Source organism: Vibrio astriarenae, assembly GCF_010587385.1.
In the GTDB taxonomy this organism is placed as follows: domain Bacteria; phylum Pseudomonadota; class Gammaproteobacteria; order Enterobacterales; family Vibrionaceae; genus Vibrio; species Vibrio astriarenae.
Window position 1 is genome coordinate 965,807 of the sequence record NZ_CP047475.1, and the last position, 18,561, is coordinate 984,367.

At 47.0% G+C, this 18,561-nt stretch carries 19 protein-coding genes; 17 read left to right on the forward strand and 2 right to left on the reverse strand.

What is annotated here, in order from left to right; all coding sequences use genetic code 11:
* Positions 1-23 precede the first annotated feature (23 nt).
* The 17 genes from GT360_RS04660 to GT360_RS04740 all read left to right on the forward strand — a co-directional run bounded on the left by GT360_RS04660 (position 24) and on the right by GT360_RS04740 (position 15,102).
* Positions 24-740 carry a protein phosphatase CheZ gene (locus GT360_RS04660; protein ID WP_164647746.1) on the forward strand — a complete coding sequence of 239 codons (717 nt, stop codon included), beginning with the start codon at positions 24-26 and terminating at the stop codon, positions 738-740.
* An 8-nt stretch (positions 741-748) separates the two neighbouring features.
* Entirely contained in the window at positions 749-2,926 is a 2,178-nt protein-coding gene (locus GT360_RS04665) for a chemotaxis protein CheA (RefSeq protein ID WP_164647747.1), read from the forward strand.
* 24 nt (positions 2,927-2,950) lie between these two features.
* On the forward strand, positions 2,951-4,072 hold the full coding sequence (locus GT360_RS04670) for a protein-glutamate methylesterase/protein-glutamine glutaminase (protein WP_164647748.1): 1,122 nt from the start codon (positions 2,951-2,953) through the stop codon (positions 4,070-4,072).
* 11 nt (positions 4,073-4,083) lie between these two features.
* Positions 4,084-4,860, forward strand: a complete 777-nt coding sequence (locus GT360_RS04675) for a ParA family protein (RefSeq protein ID WP_164647749.1) — start codon at positions 4,084-4,086, stop codon at positions 4,858-4,860.
* Entirely contained in the window at positions 4,853-6,004 is a 1,152-nt protein-coding gene (locus tag GT360_RS04680) for a chemotaxis protein CheW (protein ID WP_164647750.1), read from the forward strand. Before GT360_RS04675 ends, GT360_RS04680 begins: the two co-directional genes overlap by 8 nt.
* A 35-nt stretch (positions 6,005-6,039) precedes the next feature.
* Positions 6,040-6,534 (forward strand): chemotaxis protein CheW, encoded by a 495-nt coding sequence (locus GT360_RS04685; RefSeq protein WP_164647751.1) that lies wholly within the window; start codon positions 6,040-6,042, stop codon positions 6,532-6,534.
* Between the two features lie 2 nt (positions 6,535-6,536).
* Positions 6,537-7,001: a DUF2802 domain-containing protein gene (locus GT360_RS04690; protein WP_164647752.1), complete on the forward strand. Its 465-nt coding sequence runs from the start codon at positions 6,537-6,539 to the stop codon at positions 6,999-7,001.
* A 194-nt stretch (positions 7,002-7,195) separates the two neighbouring features.
* Positions 7,196-7,822 carry a cytochrome c biogenesis heme-transporting ATPase CcmA gene (ccmA, locus tag GT360_RS04695; RefSeq protein ID WP_164647753.1) on the forward strand — a complete coding sequence of 209 codons (627 nt, stop codon included), beginning with the start codon at positions 7,196-7,198 and terminating at the stop codon, positions 7,820-7,822.
* A complete protein-coding gene (gene ccmB / locus GT360_RS04700) occupies positions 7,819-8,487 on the forward strand; it encodes a heme exporter protein CcmB (protein ID WP_164647754.1) in 669 nt (222 codons plus the stop codon). Before ccmA ends, ccmB begins: the two co-directional genes overlap by 4 nt.
* 104 nt (positions 8,488-8,591) lie before the next feature.
* Complete coding sequence (locus tag GT360_RS04705) at positions 8,592-9,329, forward strand: heme ABC transporter permease (RefSeq protein WP_164647755.1); 738 nt, start codon at positions 8,592-8,594, stop codon at positions 9,327-9,329.
* A gap of 11 nt (positions 9,330-9,340) precedes the next feature.
* Positions 9,341-9,547 (forward strand): heme exporter protein CcmD, encoded by a 207-nt coding sequence (ccmD, locus tag GT360_RS04710; protein WP_164647756.1) that lies wholly within the window; start codon positions 9,341-9,343, stop codon positions 9,545-9,547.
* A 16-nt stretch (positions 9,548-9,563) separates the two neighbouring features.
* The gene (gene ccmE / locus GT360_RS04715; protein ID WP_164647757.1) at positions 9,564-10,043 is read left to right on the forward strand and encodes a cytochrome c maturation protein CcmE; all 480 of its coding nucleotides are present in this window, start codon (positions 9,564-9,566) and stop codon (positions 10,041-10,043) included.
* Positions 10,043-12,001 carry a heme lyase CcmF/NrfE family subunit gene (locus GT360_RS04720; RefSeq protein ID WP_164647758.1) on the forward strand — a complete coding sequence of 653 codons (1,959 nt, stop codon included), beginning with the start codon at positions 10,043-10,045 and terminating at the stop codon, positions 11,999-12,001. The genes ccmE and GT360_RS04720 overlap by 1 nt, the downstream gene beginning before the upstream one ends.
* Positions 12,002-12,003: 2 nt before the next feature.
* Positions 12,004-12,558: a DsbE family thiol:disulfide interchange protein gene (locus GT360_RS04725; protein ID WP_164647759.1), complete on the forward strand. Its 555-nt coding sequence runs from the start codon at positions 12,004-12,006 to the stop codon at positions 12,556-12,558.
* A complete protein-coding gene (locus GT360_RS04730; protein WP_164647760.1) occupies positions 12,555-13,034 on the forward strand; it encodes a cytochrome c-type biogenesis protein in 480 nt (159 codons plus the stop codon). Before GT360_RS04725 ends, GT360_RS04730 begins: the two co-directional genes overlap by 4 nt.
* Positions 13,031-14,245 (forward strand): c-type cytochrome biogenesis protein CcmI, encoded by a 1,215-nt coding sequence (gene ccmI / locus GT360_RS04735; protein WP_164647761.1) that lies wholly within the window; start codon positions 13,031-13,033, stop codon positions 14,243-14,245. Before GT360_RS04730 ends, ccmI begins: the two co-directional genes overlap by 4 nt.
* A 116-nt stretch (positions 14,246-14,361) precedes the next feature.
* Positions 14,362-15,102: an MlaA family lipoprotein gene (locus GT360_RS04740; RefSeq protein ID WP_164649574.1), complete on the forward strand. Its 741-nt coding sequence runs from the start codon at positions 14,362-14,364 to the stop codon at positions 15,100-15,102.
* A gap of 57 nt (positions 15,103-15,159) precedes the next feature.
* On the opposite strand, the gene GT360_RS04745 is transcribed toward GT360_RS04740, so the two are convergent.
* Together GT360_RS04745 and GT360_RS04750 are read right to left on the reverse strand one after the other, a co-directional pair.
* The gene (locus GT360_RS04745; RefSeq protein WP_164647762.1) at positions 15,160-16,473 is read right to left on the reverse strand and encodes an outer membrane protein transport protein; all 1,314 of its coding nucleotides are present in this window, start codon (positions 16,471-16,473) and stop codon (positions 15,160-15,162) included.
* Positions 16,474-16,775: 302 nt separating this feature from the next.
* Positions 16,776-18,335: a SulP family inorganic anion transporter gene (locus GT360_RS04750; protein ID WP_164647763.1), complete on the reverse strand. Its 1,560-nt coding sequence runs from the start codon at positions 18,333-18,335 to the stop codon at positions 16,776-16,778.
* Positions 18,336-18,561: the final 226 nt, after the last annotated feature.

An 18,561-nucleotide genomic window follows, 5' to 3' on the forward strand; every position in this document is an offset into this window, starting at 1 on the left:
TAGTTAGGCTAGGTCGATTTAGGATGATTTCGTTACAACAGGCGAAAGAGCTTGTCGCTTTATTAGAAAACGAGCAACAACAAGACGCCAACTCACTGCTTTTAAGTATTTACCGAGACAGTGAAAATGCCATTCTAAATGAGATTGGCTTGTTGACTCGCGAGCTGCATGAATCTCTGAAGCAATTCAGCTTAGACGAGCGAATGACTCAAATTGCAAAGGACGAAATACCCGATGCAAAGGATCGCTTACAGTATGTCATTCAAAAAACAGAGCAGGCTGCAAATACCACTATGGATGCAGTTGAGCGATGTCTCCCACTGGCAGATTCATTAAATGGTCATCTAACTGAGGTTCGTCCTCAGTGGAATCAGTTAATGCATGGTCGAATTCAGCTTAATGAATTTAAGCATTTATGCCATAGCATTGATGACCTTTTGACTCGTGTAGAAGGAGATAGCACCGAAGTGCGTGGTCAATTGACCGAAATTTTGATGGCACAAGACTTCCAAGACTTGACGGGGCAGATTATTCGTCGAGTTATCGCGTTAGTGAATGAAGTTGAAGGACGTTTGGTTGAGATTTTAACGGTATTCAGCGCCGCCAACCTAAACACATCCAATAAAGAAGAGAAATCATCTCTGGTTGCAGAAGGGCCAATCATTAACCCTGAACAGCGAGAAGATGCCGTTTCATCTCAAGACGAAGTTGATGACCTCCTCTCAAGTCTTGGGTTTTAGGGGTATTTATGAGTTACGAATTAGACGAAGATATTTTGCAGGATTTCCTGGTTGAAGCCGGGGAAATCTTGGATCTGCTCTCAGAGCAGTTGGTTGAGCTTGAAAATAATCCGGATGACAAAGATCTGCTTAATGCAATCTTCCGTGGCTTCCATACAGTGAAGGGTGGTGCAGGCTTCCTATCGCTAACCGAACTCGTTGATACTTGTCATGGTGCCGAGAACGTTTTTGACATTCTGCGAAATGGTCAACGTAGTGTAACTGCTAGCCTGATGGATACGATGTTGCGCGCGCTGGATACCGTCAATGAACAGTTTTCTGCCGTTCAGACTCGTGACCCTTTGCAGCCAGCAGATCAGGCTTTGCTAGATGAGTTACACCGCCTTTGTAAGCCTGAGTCTGAAGACGAATTGAGCGCCTCTATCGCAGCTGAACCGATGGCTGCTCCTGTGATAGAGGAGCCAGTTGTTGTGCCTGAGCCAGTATCTCCGACTGCTGAAAGCGTAGGGTCGGTTGATGACATCACTCAAGATGAGTTCGAAAAACTACTTGATGAGCTGCATGGAAAAGGCGCGGCTCCTGGTGCAGCTGCACCAGCAACGCCAGCTCCAGTAGCAGCGTCTGCTGCTGATATGAGTGGCGATATTACCGACGATGAATTTGAACGTTTACTTGATGAACTTCATGGCGCAGGCAAAGGCCCTTCAGTCGACTCATTAGAAGCTGCTCCTGTTGCACCGGCGGCACCAGTTGCATCGAGTTCAGCTCCTAAAGCGTCAGGTGATGATGACCTAATGACGGACGAAGAGTTTGAGAAGCTCTTAGATGAGCTACACGGCAATGGAAAAGGCCCTTCACTAGAAGAGCTTGAAGCCGCGACTAAACCCGCTTCTTTCAATGCAGTAGCGCCACAGCCAGCGGCTCCTGCCGTTCAGCCAGCAGCGAAAACTGAAACACCCGCTAAAGCGCCAGCAAAAGCAGAAGCACCAGCGGTGAAAAAGCCACAAGCTGAAGCGACGGTTCGCGTAGACACATCAACACTAGACACCATTATGAATATGGTGGGCGAGCTAGTACTGGTACGCAACCGACTATTGAGCTTAGGTCTCAATAGCAATGATGAAGAGATGTCTAAGGCGGTTGCCAACCTAGATGTCGTTACTGCAGACCTTCAAGGTGCGGTAATGAAGACTCGTATGCAGCCAATTAAGAAAGTCTTTGGTCGTTTCCCTCGAGTCGTTCGTGACCTAGCGCGAAACTTACAAAAAGACATCACGCTAGAGATGCGTGGTGAAGATACAGATTTGGATAAAAACCTAGTAGAGGCACTGGCGGATCCATTGATTCACTTAGTGCGTAACTCGGTTGACCACGGCATTGAAATGCCGGAAGTTCGTGAAGCAAACGGCAAGCCGCGTAACGGCAAAGTGATTCTGTCTGCAGCACAAGAAGGTGACCATATTGAACTTGCTATCGTTGACGATGGCGGTGGCATGGATCCTGATAAACTTCGTGGTATCGCGGTTAAGCGCGGTATGATGGATGAAGATGCGGCGTCGCGTTTGACTGATAAAGAGTGTTTCAACCTGATCTTTATGCCTGGCTTCTCAAGCAAAGAGAAAATCTCTGATATCTCAGGGCGTGGTGTGGGTATGGACGTGGTTAAAACGGCTATTAACACACTTAATGGTTCAATTGATATCGACTCAGAGCTTGGCAAAGGCACGAAGATTACCATCAAAGTACCTCTTACTTTGGCGATCTTGCCGACCCTGATGGTTGGTGTTGGTGATCACCCATTTGCTCTGCCGCTCGCAAGTGTTAACGAGATTTTCCATCTTGATCTTAGTCGAACCAACGTTGTCGATGGTCAGTTAACGATTATCGTTCGTGAAAAATCTATCCCTCTATTCTACTTGCAGAACTGGCTTGCCCCTCATGCGGGTGAAGCAGAGTTGCGCACCGGTCACGGCCATGTAGTGATCGTTCAGATTGGCAGCCAGCGTGTTGGTTTTGTTGTAGACACCTTGATCGGACAAGAAGAAGTGGTAATCAAACCACTTGATAACTTACTGCAAGGCACTCCAGGAATGGCTGGGGCGACGATCACGAGTGATGGGCACATTGCATTGATTCTAGATGTGCCAGATCTACTTAAGCAGTACGCGGCAGCATCGCGCATCTAACGTTGTTATAGCCTAAGGAAAACCATGGCAATTAAAGTTCTTGTTGTTGATGATTCGAGTTTCTTTCGCCGCCGTGTGAGTGAGATCATTAACTCAGACCCTCGATTAGAGGTGATCGATGTGGCAGTCAACGGTCGAGAGGCCGTTGAAAAAGCAAAGCAAATCAAGCCCGATGTCATCACGATGGATATCGAGATGCCAGTGATGGATGGTATTACAGCAGTTAAAGAGATTATGGCGTCTTCACCAACGCCAATTTTGATGTTCTCATCACTGACTCACGATGGCGCAAAGGCGACTCTAGATGCACTTGATGCCGGTGCGGTCGACTTTCTGCCAAAGAAGTTTGAAGATATTGCACGCAATCGTGATGAAGCGGTGTCTCTGTTACAACAGCGTGTGACGCAAATCGCTGCGCGCCGTTCGTTTATGCGTCGTCCTACAGCAGTGAAACCTGTGGCTTCACCTAGAGCAACTAAGCCGGTTTCAATAGCGCGTACCAGTTCCAGCACGTCGAGTGCGGCTCAAAAAGGAGTACCGGTTGCATCACGCTTTAAGGCAAGCGGTAAAAAGTACCAGTTGACAGCGATCGGCTGTTCAACCGGCGGGCCAGTAGCACTGCAGAATATTCTGACTAAGCTACCAATGAACTACCCTCACCCAATTTTGTTGATTCAGCATATGCCTGCGACATTCACCAATGCGTTTGCTGCGCGATTAAATACCTTGTGTAAGATCACGGTGAAAGAGGCTGAAGATGGCGATACGCTGAAACCAGGCGTCGCTTATTTGGCTCCGGGTGGCAAACAGATGATGATCGATGGACGCCCGGGAACGGCTCGTATCCGTATCTTGGATGGTGGAGAACGCATGAATTACAAACCATGTGTGGACGTGACGTTTGGTAGTGCCTCGAAAATCTACGGTGATAAAGTGTTATCTATGGTTTTAACCGGCATGGGTGCAGATGGCAGAGAAGGCGGTCGTATGCTTAAGGCTGCGGGCGCGACTATCTGGGCACAAGATGAAGAGAGTTGTGTGGTTTATGGTATGCCGCAAGCTGTCGCTAAGGCAGGTATTTCTAGTGAAGATCTACCACTAGATCGCATTGCTGAGCGCATGTTAGTTGAAGTCGGTTTGGCGTAGAAGTTGCTGATATGAAAGTTTGGAGTGTTGCAAACCAGAAAGGTGGGGTCGGAAAAACAACGACTACGATAACGCTTGCTGGTTTACTAGCAAAGCAAGGTAAGCGAGTGTTGCTTGTCGACACTGACCCTCATGCCTCTTTGAGTTCGTATTTGGGTATCGATTCCGATGAGATTACCCGCAGTCTATTTGACCTTTTCCAGTTAAAAACATTAGCTGAAGAGACGGTTAAGCCCTTGGTACACACCACTTCGATTGAAGGTATCGATATTGTGCCTGCACATATGTCGTTAGCGACACTGGACCGCGTAATGGGTAACCGCAGTGGTATGGGCTTAATCTTGAAAAAAGGTCTGCTTGTTTTACGTGGTCATTATGACCATGTCATTATCGACTGTCCGCCCATTCTCGGGGTGATGATGGTCAATGCACTGGCGGCAAGCGATCGAATTTTGATCCCGGTACAAACTGAATTTCTCGCGATGAAAGGGCTTGAACGCATGGTACGTACGCTGAAGATTATGCAAAAGTCGCGTTCGAAACCGTTTAAAGTAACGATTGTTCCTACTATGTATGACAAGCGCACTAACGCCTCACTGCAAACATTGACGCAACTAAAACGAGATTACCCTTCTCAGGTTTGGAACTCAGCGGTGCCAATTGATACCAAGTTCCGAGATGCAAGTTTGAAGCATCTGCCCGTATCGCATTTCGCTCCAGGCAGTCGTGGTGTGTTCGCTTACAAGCAGCTTCTTCTCCATCTAGAGAGGTTGAGTATCAATGACTGACCCACATGTAATATCCGGTGATCAGGCGCTTGATGATTACTTTACCGCTCTGCTCCAGGAGACTGAATCAGAAGAAGAGTTGGATCAAATCGAGACCAAATCACTTGTGATGGAGTCTGAAGCAAGTAGCGTCTTGCCAGAGCCAGAGCCAGAGCCAGAGCCAGAGCCAGAGCCAGAGCCAGAGCCAGAGCCAGAGCCAGAGCCAGAGCCAGAGCCAGAGCCAGAGCCAGAGCCAGAGCCAGAGCCAGAGCCAGAGCCAGAGCCAGAGCCAGAGCGCTCTTTTGGTTCTTCAGACTCTTTTAACAGGGCACCGACGTGGCTCGATGAAGCAGAGCTTGAAGCTCCGGATATGAGTGATGTTGAGCGCTTGCTAGAGCGGCTTAATCAACAAAATACCCAAAGTGACATCGATGCGGTGATCGAAGACGAAGCCTCGGATGTCACATTTGAGCAGCATTTTGGTAAAGAAACTGAGCCATCGGTCGATAGAGATGTAGAGATTCAAACTTGGAACCCGTCACTATCAGAGCCAACGTCTGAACCCAAGGTGGTAATAGAGCCAACCGTATTGCCTGAATCTACATTCGTTAATGTGGATATAGAGGAGTGTTCAGTCGAAGAGGCTCAAAGCCAACAGGTTAGTTCCCTTTCGGAGTCAACACTGGCTGACCAGCAATGGCAGTCAACTGAGCGTAGCGAAGAATTTCAGGTCCTTTACTTTGAAGTAAACGGGATGACATTTGCGGTTCCATTGGATGAGCTCGGCGGTATTCACAAGTTGGGAGAGCTTTCACACCTGATTGGTCGACCTGATTGGTATTTGGGCTTAAACACGAATCGTGACAGCCAATATGACGTGGTAGATACGGCTCGTTGGGTAATGGCAGACAAGTTATCAGATGATAGTTATAAATCTGCTTATGAATACATCGTCATGTTAGGGCAAAGTGCTTGGGGGCTAGCAAGCTCTACATTGAAAGGCACGGAAGCATTGACTCCCAACATGGTCAATTGGCGCGCATCCGCGGGTAAACGCCCTTGGTTAGCGGGTATGGTTAAAGAAAAAATGTGTGCACTTGTACATGTGGCTGAGCTTATCAAGATGCTTGATGCTGGCCTCGATGTAGAAGCTGTCAATCAATAGAATTGCACTCAACGCTTTAAAAAAGAGGATAAGGTATGTCTCAAGCGAATGAAATTGAAGTGAGAAAAGATCAAGCAAATGACGAAGTGCTTCAGTGGGTTACTTTTCAGTTAGAGGAGGAAACTTACGGCATTAATGTAATGCAAGTTCGCGAGGTATTGCGCTACACTGAAATTGCGCCAGTGCCAGGAGCACCGAGCTACGTGTTGGGTATTATCAACCTGCGTGGTAATGTTGTCACAGTTATCGACACACGTTCACGTTTCGGTCTAATGGAAGGTGAAGTAACAGATAACACACGTATTATCGTGATCGAATCTGAGCGCCAGGTGATCGGTATCCTAGTGGATAGCGTAGCTGAAGTTGTGTATCTGCGTTCATCAGAAATTGATACGACTCCAAGCGTGGGTACTGATGAAAGCTCTAAATTTATTCAAGGTGTCAGCAACCGAGAAGGAAACTTGCTGATTCTTGTTGACCTAAACAAACTCCTCTCTGATGAAGAGTGGGACGATATGGCTCATCTGTAAGTATGACTGATACGTTATTTTCTTTCCCTGTTATTGCGAGCGCAATCATTGTTGTGTTTCTATGTGCCATCGGCATGACCGCTCGAGTCAGCAAAGCCTTGCGCCTGCAGTCGGACTATCAACGCCAAAAAGTGCGCAAGTTGGAGAAGGAGCTTGAATCAGCTTCAAAACAGCTATTGGAGGTTCGCTCGGTTGTGGTAGGACTTGGACAGAAAGTAACAGAACAGCAAGACATCATTCAGCACCTGCACGAGCGTGTTTTAGAGTTAGAACAAGAAGACACCGACGGTCGCCTTTACACACGTGCGACTAAGATGGTTCAGCTTGGCGCGGAGCTTGATGAACTTATTCACGAGTGTGAACTGCCTAAAGCTGAAGCGGAACTGATGATGTCATTACAAAAAAAACTGGCAGGAAGAGAGCCGGTCCCGCCATTAGAGAGCAGCCCCGAGGCAAGACTACGGTAACCTACCCGAAAGTAGTATATTTGTAACGGTGTTTAGTTTATTGAGCTTTAGTTCTTTGAGCAAATAGCAAAATATCAGATACTTAAGGAAGCCTCGGCTTCCTTTTTGTTTTTTAGTTTTGTACGAAGCCCATCGCTATAGTTTGGGCTCGCCTGTGCTACTATAACCGCCCTTAACCCTTGATTGATAATTTGATGCTAGAAGTAAATCAACTGACTGCTGTTCGAGATGAACGTGTGCTGTTTGCAGAGCTCACCTTTACCGTTAATAAGGGGGAGTTGGTGCAAATAGAGGGACGGAACGGAACAGGGAAAACGACCCTATTACGCATAATTGCGGGACTAGGAGACAAAGACGAAGGAATGGTCAGTTGGAATCAGCTAGCCGTAGAGTCTGATCGCGAGTCATTTCATCAAGACCTCCTATTTCTTGGGCATCAAACGGGCGTTAAGCGTGAGCTCACACCTTACGAAAATCTATCCTTTTACCAAACAGTCCATGGTGAACCTCAAGCGAGTCGAGAGCAGTTGTATAAAGCCTTAACCCAAGTTGGCCTCGCGGGACGTGAAGATGTACCTGTTGCCCAATTGTCAGCAGGGCAGCAACGTCGGGTAGCACTCGCGCGTCTGTGGTTGACGGAAAAGCCGTTGTGGATATTAGACGAACCTCTTACCGCAATTGATAAGCAAGGGGTTAAAGTTCTAGAACAACTCTTTCTGCAACACGTTAACACAGGGGGTATTGTCATTCTGACCACGCATCAAGATATGTTTGCAGACAGTGACATGTTGAGAAAGATCAAACTAGGAGTGCGCTCATGATCAACGCCTTTTTTGCCGTGATCAAGCGAGAGCTTCTCGTCGCGTTTCGTCGTCAAGCTGACATCTTCAATCCGTTGTGGTTTTTTATCATTGTCATCACACTATTTCCATTGAGCATTGGCCCAGAACCAAACCTACTTGCACGAATCTCAGCTGGCATAATTTGGGTGGCTGCACTACTCGCGGCACTACTATCACTCGAACGTTTATTCAGAGATGATTTCCAAGACGGTGCTCTTGAACAGATGATGTTAATGCCAACACCATTGCCGCTTTTAGTGATCGCGAAGGTGATCGCTCACTGGCTACTGACAGGATTACCCCTTTTACTGATCAGTCCTTTACTCGGCATATTGTTGTCTTTGGATTTTAATACTTGGTTGGCTGTTGCACTGACGTTGATTATTGGTACACCGACATTGAGTTTCATAGGTGCCATTGGTGTAGCATTAACCGTTGGTCTGCAGAAGGGCGGAGTACTGTTGAGTTTGCTCGTACTGCCTCTTTACATCCCAATTTTAATTTTTGCGACCTCTGCAATTGATGCGGCTTCCCTCGGAGTTGCGTATAACGGTCAATTAGCAATTTTGTTAGCGATGCTGGTGGGAGCAATGACACTCACCCCTTTTGCGATCAGTGCCTCATTACGAGTGAGTGTTAACTGACCGCCTTTTTAACGATTACACTGATAGGGTACTTTATGCATTTATTTATTGAGAAGTATCCTAAAATCAGTCAATTAAGCCTGTAATTAGAGTGAGAAAAACAAATGTGGAAATGGCTTCACCCCTATGCCAAACCGGAAACCACTTATCAACTGTGCGGAAAATTGTTGCCTTGGTTTGCAATTTTAGCGGTGCTGACCCTGTCTATTGGAACAGTATGGGGACTTGCTTTTGCTCCTGCAGATTATCAGCAGGGAGACAGCTTTAGAATCATCTATATCCATGTCCCTTCGGCTATCTGGTCGATGGGTGTTTATATGTCTATGGCTATCGCTGCTTTTATCGGGTTGGTATGGCAACTGAAGCTTTCTAATATGGCTGCTGCGGCAATGGCCCCGATTGGAGCGGTTTACACCTTTATTGCCCTGCTAACCGGAGCGGTATGGGGCAAGCCAATGTGGGGTGCTTGGTGGGTTTGGGATGCAAGATTGACATCAGAGCTCATACTCTTGTTCCTTTACCTGGGTGTTATTGCGCTCTATCACGCCTTTGACGACCAGAAAACAGCATCAAAAGCGGCGGGTATTCTTGCGATTGTTGGCGTGATTAACCTTCCTATCATTCACTTCTCCGTTGAGTGGTGGAACACGCTGCATCAAGGCGCAACCATTACAAAATTTGCTAAGCCATCGATTTCTAACGACATGTTGTGGCCATTGCTGCTTAATATCCTGGGTTTTGCTTTCTTCTTTGCTACGGTCACCATGATCCGTTTACGCAATGAAATTATTGACAAAGAGAGCCACCGACCTTGGGTTGTGGCTCTGGCAACGAAAAAATAGGGGAGTTTACCGTGCATTTTGATTCATTTAGTGACTTCCTTGCAATGGGTGGATACAGCGCTTATGTTTGGAGCGCTTTTGGTATTACATTCGGCGCCATGATGATCCTTTTAATCGTTAGCATCCGCCAAGGTAGTGCGTTACTCGATAATGTGAATGCCAAGGTTGAGCGTCAAGCGCGTATTGATGCTGCGAAAGATTTAGAAAACACGCTTTAAGTTAGGAGACGTAGTAGTGAACCCAAGACGTAAGAAAAGACTCGGCATCATTTCAGCAATTTTTGTTGGTATGGCGTTGACAATAGGTCTCATCATTTACGCCCTTAATCAGAACATGGATCTATTCTACACACCGACTGAACTGGTGAACGGTAAAAGTGGTGTTAAGCCTGAAGTGGGTCAGCGCCTACGTATCGGCGGAATGGTAGTAGAAGGCTCTGTGTCGCGAGATCCTAGCTCATTGCGTGTCAGTTTTGACCTACATGATGTGGGCCCCAAGGTGACGATTGTTTACGATGGTATTCTGCCCGATCTTTTCAGAGAAGGTCAGGGGATCGTAGCGCAGGGCGTGCTGATTGACCCAACGACGATAGAGGCGTTTGAAGTGTTAGCAAAACACGATGAAGAATACATGCCACCCGAGGTGGCTGAAGCGATGAAGAAGACGCATGAGCCGCTTCAGTACACAAAAGAGCAGAAACAAGGAAGCTTGTAATGATTGTTGAAGTTGGGCATTTTGCCCTCGTCATCTCACTGGCACTCGCCGTGTTGTTGAGTGTGTTGCCTTTTATTGGCGCATCTCGCAACAGCAGTATGCTAATGAACAGTGCGCGACCTTTATCTTGGGGTATGTTCATCATGCTCCTTATTTCGTTTGTTATTTTGTGTTGGGCGTTCTACACCAATGACTTTACGGTTCAATATGTAGTGAACAACTCCAACACCAAACTTCCATGGTACTACCGCATTACGGCAGTTTGGGGGGCGCACGAAGGCTCGTTATTACTTTGGGTATTGATTCAAGCAGCTTGGACGGTTGCCGTCGCAACGTTTAGTCGTGGCATGCCGCAAGAGTCCGTTGCACGAGTATTGGGCGTGATGGGGCTGATTACTGTCGGCTTCCTACTGTTCATCATTCTGACGTCTAACCCTTTTGACCGTACACTGCCTTTCTTCCCTGTCGATGGGCGAGATTTGAACCCGCTCTTACAAGACCCGGGCTTGATTGTTCACCCGCCAATGCTCTACATGGGGTACGTTGGCTTCTCAGTCGCGTTCTCGTTTGCCATTGCGTCATTAATGACTGGGCGTCTTGATACAGCATGGGCACGTTGGTCACGACCATGGACAATCGCGGCATGGCTATTCTTGACTCTGGGTATTGCACTTGGCTCATGGTGGGCATATTACGAACTCGGCTGGGGCGGCTGGTGGTTCTGGGACCCAGTAGAAAATGCGTCTTTCATGCCATGGTTAGCGGGTACAGCACTGATGCACTCGTTAGCAGTGACAGAAAAGCGCGGCACCTTCAAAGCTTGGACTGTGTTGCTGGCACTTTCAGCGTTCTCCTTGAGCTTACTCGGTACCTTCTTAGTTCGTTCAGGTATTTTGGTCTCGGTACACGCATTTGCTTCCGATCCATCGCGCGGTATGTTTATTCTTGGCTTCTTAGTGGTTGTTATCGGTGGCTCTTTACTGTTGTTTGCTCTCAAGGGCGCATCAGTTCGAGTGCGAGGCAACTTCGATTTGGTATCGCGTGAGAATGCACTTCTAGCCAACAACATTATCTTGATGGCAGCATTGGTGGTTGTGTTGGTAGGGACACTGTTGCCGCTAGTCCACAAGCAAATTGGCTTGGGCTCGGTCTCTATCGGGGCACCTTTCTTTGATATGCTCTTCGCTTGGCTGATGATGCCGTTCGCCTTTATCCTTGGTATCGGACCACTGCTACGCTGGAAACGAGACAACCTAGGCAAATTGTTCAAGCCGATGCTGGCTGCTGGTGTTGCATCGATAGTGTTTGGTGCCGTCTTTGTCGTTTTGTTCGCTGACTTTTTCGACGGTATGGCATACGTCGGCTGGATCATGGCTCTGTGGATCATCTTCCTCCATGGTTATGAGCTGTATCAACGTGCAACGCACCGTCATCCATTCCTAGAAGGTGTAATGAAGCTTCAGCGTAGTCACTGGGCCATGATGCTTGGACACATTGGTTTGGCTGTTAGCGTGATTGGTATTGCGATGGTGCAAAACTACAGCATCGAGCGTGATGTACGACTAGCACCAGGTGAGCACTACGAGATCAAAGGTTACGATTTCTACTTCAAGCAGTTACGCGACAATGATGGCCCTAACTATGACGGCTACATTGCGGATTTCGACATCATTCGTGACGGCAAAGTCTTGAATACGCTGCATGCTGAAAAACGTTTTTATAAGACAGCCCGTTCCATGATGACAGAAGCCGCTATCGACCGTGGTGTGACGCGTGACCTTTATGTTGCGATGGGTGAGCGCTTGGATGACAACGTCTCATGGGCTGTACGTCTATACTACAAGCCGTTTGTCCGTTGGATATGGGCAGGTTCGCTATTGATGGCGATAGGTGGTGCAGTGGCAATCAGCGATAAGCGTTACCGTTTCCGCAAGAAAAGCAAGCCACAGGAGGCATAATCATGAATAAAAAAGTGCTTTATATTCCACTGGTTGCCTTCATGGTTTTGGTTGGCGTGTTTTTTATCCAGTTGGTAAAAAATGCAGGGGGGGATGACCCAACAAAACTCGAATCGGTTCTCGTAGGCAAAACCGTTCCTAAGTTTCACCTTGAAGACCTCGTTCAAGAGGGAAAACAGTACGACCAATCGATTTTTGTTGGTGAGCCGCTACTGTTGAACGTTTGGGCAACGTGGTGCCCAACGTGTTATGCCGAGCATACCTTCTTGAATCAGCTTGCTGAGCAAGACGTGAAGATCATCGGTCTAAACTATAAAGACGATCGGACTAAGGCGATTGGTTGGCTGCGGGATCTTGGCAATCCTTACATGATCAGCCTTTTTGATGGCCGTGGCATGCTAGGGCTTGATCTCGGTGTTTATGGTGCACCAGAAACCTTCCTTATCGATGCAGAAGGTATTGTGCGCTATCGCCACGTAGGTGATGTCAATGCGAGAAACTGGCAGGAGAAGCTAGGCCCAATGTATCAGCAGATGATTGAGGAGGCACAGCAATGACTAAATGGATGATAGGGGCTATTGCGGCGCTATTTCTCTCATTCTCTGCAATTGCTTCGATTCAAGTGTATGAATTTGAAGACTTGAAGCAAGAGCAGCAGTTCAAAGAACTTGGACACACTTTGCGTTGTCCTAAATGTCAAAACAACACCATTAGTGATTCAAATGCCGAATTGGCTCAAGACTTGCGACAAAAAGTGTATGAGATGACCAAAGAGGGCAAGTCGAAACAAGAAATTGTCGACTATATGATTGCTCGCTACGGTAACTTTGTGACGTACAACCCGCCGTTGACGCCAGCAACGGCAATTCTGTGGGTTGGTCCTTTTGCCGTGATTGTGCTTGGGGTGTTTTTAATGGTGATGCGAAGCCGTAGAAAACCAGCCAAAGCGGTAGAGAAGCAAGATTGGGATGAAGACAAGGAAGCGCGACTGAAAGCGCTACTTGATGATGAGAGCAACGGAGATAAATCATGACGTTATTCTGGGTAGCTTCGGTTGTTCTATTGGTTTTTGCAACTTTGATGGTCATTCTCCCGGCTATCAATCGCAAGCAGAATCAAGATGAAGCGCTACGTGATGAACTAAATAAGGCGTTCTATAAAGACCGTTTGGCTGAGTTAGAAGAAGAGACAGACGAAGGCCTCGTCGACAATCAGAACGAGTTGATTGCCGATCTTAAACAATCTCTTCTTGATGATATTCCTACAGATGCTTCTGCTGAATCATCACAAGACATCAACCCTTGGTCGGTATTCATTCCTTCGGTCATTGTCATGCTGGTGATTACGTTTGGTGTTTACTATAAGTTCGGTGGTGCTCAACAGGTTAAAGAGTGGCAGGAAGTCTCTGCAAACCTACCAGAGCTTTCAAAAAAACTGATGGCCCCTGATGCGCAGATGACCGATGACGAGATGAATGATTTGACACTCGCATTGCGTACTCGACTCCACTACCACCCAGAAGATTCAACGGGTTGGTTACTGCTTGGGCGAATTGGCCTTGCAAACCGTGATGTTGAAACCGCCATCGGTGCAATGAAGAAAGCCTATCGTCTTGAGCAAGATAACGAAGATGTGAAACTTGGTTACGCGCAAGCATTGATGCTTTCGCAAGACGAGATGGACCAAGAACAGGCACGCGCTCTGTTAGCGGAGTTGATGCAGCAAGAGTATGTCGACTTACGCGTTGTATCATTGATGGCCTTTGACGCATTTGAGCGCCAAGATTTCCCGTCAGCCATCCGTTATTGGCGTATAATGCAACAGATGATTGGCCCTGAGGACAACCGCTACGAAATGCTCGAGCGCAGTATTGAGAGTGCGGCGATTCAGATGGGCGAAAATGTCGCGCCGGGTAGAACGGTAGCTGTGACGATTTCTGTTGCTGAAGGTGTTCAGATTGATCCAAATGCACTGATTATTGTTTCAGTACACCCAGCTGATGGTTCTGCAATGCCAGTGGCAGCCGCTCGCTACCCACTCGGCGCCTTCCCAAGAACCGTTGTCTTGGATGATGGCAACAGTATGATGGAAGGACGCAAGTTAACAGACTTAGAGCAGTTGATGGTGCGTGTGCGTATTGATACTGATGGAAACGTTGGTACCCGAGATGGGGATTGGTTTGGAGAGAGCCAAGTTGTCGATTTCGGTGAACCTGTTGAAGTCGAAATCAGTCAGCAATATTAGGCATAAAAATTAGTCTCACAAACGCGCTCGATATGGAAATCGGGCGCGTTTTATATTTGGGGTATATTATCCAAACTATACTTATTTCATGACCATGCTAGGAAGCCGATATGGAAATGAAAACCACAACAGTGATATCGACTCTTATCTTTGCACTTTCACTAAGTGCTTGTAGCTCCACGCCATCGCAAGAGCCCTCTCAAGTTAATGACCCAATAGAAGGCTTTAACCGCGTTATGTGGGATTTGAACTATGAGTATCTCGACCCTTATTTTGTCCGCCCAGTCTCACTTGGCTATGTGAACTACGTACCGATGCCTGTTCGTAGTGGTATCGCTAATTTTTTAGCAAATTTAGATGAACCGCATAGTATGGTAAACAACTTGCTGATGGGGAATGGTGAAAAAGCCCTCACGCATTTTACGCGTTTTTTTATTAATACCACGATCGGCATTGGCGGCCTGTTTGATATTGCCTCGGAAGCTGACATCACTAAGTACGAAGAGAAAACTCTGGGTGATGCAGTAGGGCACTATGGCGTGGGAAATGGCCCCTATGTGATGGTACCTGCCTACGGCCCTTGGACGCTACGAGAGACGTTTGACTTTGCTGATGGCCTCTACGTCCCCCTTTCTTACTTGAACTTTTGGGCAGGGCTAGGTAAATGGGCTCTAGAGGGGATGGAAACGAGAGCGGCCCTAGTCTCTCAAGAAGCAACGCTGGAGCGTTCACCTGACCCTTATGCTCTAACCAGAGATGTGTACCTTCAACGTAGGGATTTCACCGCGGAAATTGAGCGTACATCGTTTGAGGATTTGGATGAGGATGAGTTAGATGGGTATTTGGACGAGTTTTAGGGGTGAAGGTAGAAACAAGAAAGAGGAGCTATCGAGCTCCTCTTTGAGTTTGTTTGGTTAGAATGTGTAGTTGGCTTGGATACCTAGTAGCCAAACATCACCGGTTGTTGTACCAACAAATTGACCACCAATAGCCTCAGCAATATCATCTGATTCATATCCACGTGATTCAGTAATGTCCGCATCTTTTGCAATGATGTAAGTAAAACCACCATCGAGCGTGAACTGCTTAGTAAGATCATAGCTAGCACCGATGCTCAACCATGTACGGTCAGTTTCAGGGATAGTAATGGTGCGGTTTTTGTCTGATACTGCCGATGTATCGTATGCGATACCAGAACGCAGAGCGAATTTCTCACTCATTTGGTATGTCGTACCTAAGGCAAAGCGATAGTTGTCTTCCCAGTTTTCAACTTTCACCATTTCAGCATTTGATCTGTCGTTTAAATTAGCTTCCAACTTGTCAAAGGAACTCCAATTTGTCCAGTTAAGGCTTGCATGTATCGCCCATTGCTCAGAAACCTGGTGGTAACTAGCCAACTCGAAAGTAGCTGGCAATGGCAGATCCATAGAACCGTTTATTTTCTTGGATGGGTTTAAAGGGCTAAAGCCGATACCTTCAGCATGCCCCTTTAAGGTAAGGTCGACCTGAGACTTATAAGTAGCCCCGATTCGGTGTTGTTTGTTAATTTGCCATGCTGCGCCAAACTGCCAACCCCAATCGGTAGTATCGCCTTCCATATATTTGAGAGTAGTGCCACCAATGTTGTGACAATACTGTTCACTTAAATTGATGCACCCATGAGCGGGTGCAGTTGCTCCAAAATGCCCCTCAGCAATAATATATCGAATACCGCCACCAAAACTAAATTGCTCGTTGAGTTTATAAGCAACGTTGGCATTGAGCTCCATCGTTGTTACTGCGGCCTCGTTACCAAAATGAGAAGCAGCAAAGTCTTTATCTAGCTCTGTTTCCATGCCGTAGTTAGTACCTGCGGCAAAACCAGTAAACCATTGCTCATTGATTTGGTGACTTAAATAGAAGTTTGGAATAACTGCACTGTTTGCAAAATCTTTTGAACTCGCGTTGTATGAACCGGTTGGATGCGTAACTGTGCCATCAACGTCCAAGTTAGGATCAACGTAAATCGCCCCGACAGAGACCTGAGTACCCTCAAGGTAAGTGAGCATCGCTGGATTACGCCATTGTGCGCTTGCATTATCTGCCATCGCAGCTTCACCAGCGTACGCGCGGCCAAGGCCCGTCGCTGAATATTCCGCTAGCTGAAAGCCAGCTGCAGAAGCCGTTGTTGAGACAAGACCAAAGGTGGAGAGCAGGGTTACTGCTAAAAGGGTACGATTAAAGTTCATTGAAGTGTTCGCTGAAATTCCATTTGAAATAGGCGCAAAATGATAAAACTAGAGCTTTTGCTTTAACAACGAAATGTAACTAACTGTGACTATTTGGAGTTTTATATTAAGAGAGTCTAATTTTCTAGATTTATTAACTGGAATGTAATGTGCTGAAACCTAATTTAAGTGAACGCGTGTAGGGCGAATAACGGGTTTTCTATTACAGATGTACGCTCAAGTGTGTCGCTTTTCATTGAACTAGAGACAAAAAGGCTTACATATTTGCATATAAGCCTTTGATTAAATCCATAGTGGGTGGTTTAGCCAGCGAGAACGTCAGTCGCAACTTTGTAACTTGGATCCTCTTTAACGTTGATTTCCACTAGGCTACCTGCCTTGTCTAATAGTTTACGACAATCCGGGCTCAGATGACGTAAGTGCAGTGTCTTTCCAACATTCGCATAGCGCTCCGCGATCGTTTCGATAGCCTCGATTGCGGAGTGATCAGCAACACGAGAATGAGCAAAATCAACAATAACATCTTGTGGATCATTTTGAGCGTCAAACAGCTCCAAGAAGTTAGCAGCAGAACCGAAGAAGATAGGACCATTGACCTTGTAGACCTTAGAGCCCTCTGCATTAGTTTCACTACTCGCATAAATGTGTTTTGCATGCTCCCATGCAAACATGAGTGCAGATACAACAACGCCCACAGCGACCGCGACCGCTAAATCAGTAAGTACTGTCACCACCGTTACCAATACGATAACGAAAAAGTCTTGCTTAGGCACGCGGCGAGCAAGTTTGAAGGTCGCCCATTCAAAAGTGCCAATGACCACCATGAACATGACACCTACTAATGCTGCCAATGGGATCATCTCGATCAGCGCAGAGGCAAATAGAATAAACACCAGCAACATGACGGCAGCGACAATACCAGACAGGCGTCCACGCCCACCCGAGTTGACGTTGATCATCGACTGGCCGATCATCGCACAACCCCCCATAGCACCAAATACCGAGCATGTCACGTTCGCAAGGCCTTGACCCACACACTCTCGGTTTGACTGACCACGGGTGTTAGTCATTTCATCCAATACCGTTAATGTGAGTAGTGATTCAATCAAACCAATAGCGGCAAGAATAATGGCATATGGAAGGATGATTTGCAGTGTTTCTAGATTAAATGGCACCACGGGAATAGCAAATGTTGGTAGTGTGCCCTCAAGCGTTGCTTCTGGATTGCCCGACATGGTGCGCAGGAAGTCGACCACAGTGTTGGTCTCAAGATCTAAACCTACAACAATGAGCGTTACCGTCAGAATGGCAACGAGAGAAGAAGGAACGGCAGTGGTCAGTTTAGGCAAGAAATGAATGATGACCATCGTTAGCGCAACGAGGCCAAGCATTAGCATCATTTCTCCCTGCGGCAGCCATGTCAGTACACCGTTAACGTCGGGTGTCTTGAACTGGCCAAGCTGAGCGAGAAAGATAACAATAGCCAAGCCGTTGACAAAACCAATCATCACGGGATGTGGCACCATGCGAATGAACTTACCGAGCTTGAAGACACCGGCAAGAATTTGAATTAGGCCCGCCAACAAAATTGCTGCAAAGAGGTATTGCACACCATGGGTCGCCACAAGGCTTACCATGACAACAGCCATTGCACCCGTTGCACCAGATATCATCCCTGGTCGACCACCGAAGATTGAGGTGACAAGACCAACAATAAAGGCGGCATATAGACCTACCATAGGATCGACGCCCGCAACAAAGGCAAATGCGACCGCTTCTGGTACCAACGCAAGTGCGACTGTTAAACCTGACAACACATCATTTTTTATAGAGTGCTGGGAAAACTGAGGAAACTCAAACATAGTGATAAATGATCCCTAATGATTACCACCCATCTGAATTTTCAGGGTGCACAGGGCAAGCGTAGTCACAATTGAGCCTGCTCTGATTTAAAAGTGTAAGAAAGTGTGACAATAGAGGTTGCTGCGAATGCTAACGGAAAGTGTGATTAAGTTCAATTGATAAGCAGAAAATGGACGGAATTAGGATAGCAGATGGCGAGCGGATAAAAAAATGCCCGCTTTGAAG

What these genes read in the sequence shown, in the direction of transcription:
- GT360_RS04690 (WP_164647752.1), top strand. Translation starts at nt 6,537, where the DNA reads ATGACTGATACGTTATTTTCTTTCCCTGTTATTGCGAGCGCAATCATT.
- ccmB (WP_164647754.1), top strand. Translation starts at nt 7,819, where the DNA reads ATGATCAACGCCTTTTTTGCCGTGATCAAGCGAGAGCTTCTCGTCGCG.
- ccmA (WP_164647753.1), top strand. Translation starts at nt 7,196, where the DNA reads ATGCTAGAAGTAAATCAACTGACTGCTGTTCGAGATGAACGTGTGCTG.
- GT360_RS04730 (WP_164647760.1), top strand. Translation starts at nt 12,555, where the DNA reads ATGACTAAATGGATGATAGGGGCTATTGCGGCGCTATTTCTCTCATTC.
- GT360_RS04660 (WP_164647746.1), top strand. Translation starts at nt 24, where the DNA reads ATGATTTCGTTACAACAGGCGAAAGAGCTTGTCGCTTTATTAGAAAAC.
- GT360_RS04725 (WP_164647759.1), top strand. Translation starts at nt 12,004, where the DNA reads ATGAATAAAAAAGTGCTTTATATTCCACTGGTTGCCTTCATGGTTTTG.
- GT360_RS04705 (WP_164647755.1), top strand. Translation starts at nt 8,592, where the DNA reads ATGTGGAAATGGCTTCACCCCTATGCCAAACCGGAAACCACTTATCAA.
- GT360_RS04670 (WP_164647748.1), top strand. Translation starts at nt 2,951, where the DNA reads ATGGCAATTAAAGTTCTTGTTGTTGATGATTCGAGTTTCTTTCGCCGC.
- GT360_RS04750 (WP_164647763.1), bottom strand. Translation starts at nt 18,335, where the DNA reads ATGTTTGAGTTTCCTCAGTTTTCCCAGCACTCTATAAAAAATGATGTG.
- ccmI (WP_164647761.1), top strand. Translation starts at nt 13,031, where the DNA reads ATGACGTTATTCTGGGTAGCTTCGGTTGTTCTATTGGTTTTTGCAACT.
- GT360_RS04665 (WP_164647747.1), top strand. Translation starts at nt 749, where the DNA reads ATGAGTTACGAATTAGACGAAGATATTTTGCAGGATTTCCTGGTTGAA.
- GT360_RS04685 (WP_164647751.1), top strand. Translation starts at nt 6,040, where the DNA reads ATGTCTCAAGCGAATGAAATTGAAGTGAGAAAAGATCAAGCAAATGAC.
- GT360_RS04675 (WP_164647749.1), top strand. Translation starts at nt 4,084, where the DNA reads ATGAAAGTTTGGAGTGTTGCAAACCAGAAAGGTGGGGTCGGAAAAACA.
- GT360_RS04680 (WP_164647750.1), top strand. Translation starts at nt 4,853, where the DNA reads ATGACTGACCCACATGTAATATCCGGTGATCAGGCGCTTGATGATTAC.
- GT360_RS04745 (WP_164647762.1), bottom strand. Translation starts at nt 16,473, where the DNA reads ATGAACTTTAATCGTACCCTTTTAGCAGTAACCCTGCTCTCCACCTTT.
- GT360_RS04720 (WP_164647758.1), top strand. Translation starts at nt 10,043, where the DNA reads ATGATTGTTGAAGTTGGGCATTTTGCCCTCGTCATCTCACTGGCACTC.
- GT360_RS04740 (WP_164649574.1), top strand. Translation starts at nt 14,362, where the DNA reads ATGAAAACCACAACAGTGATATCGACTCTTATCTTTGCACTTTCACTA.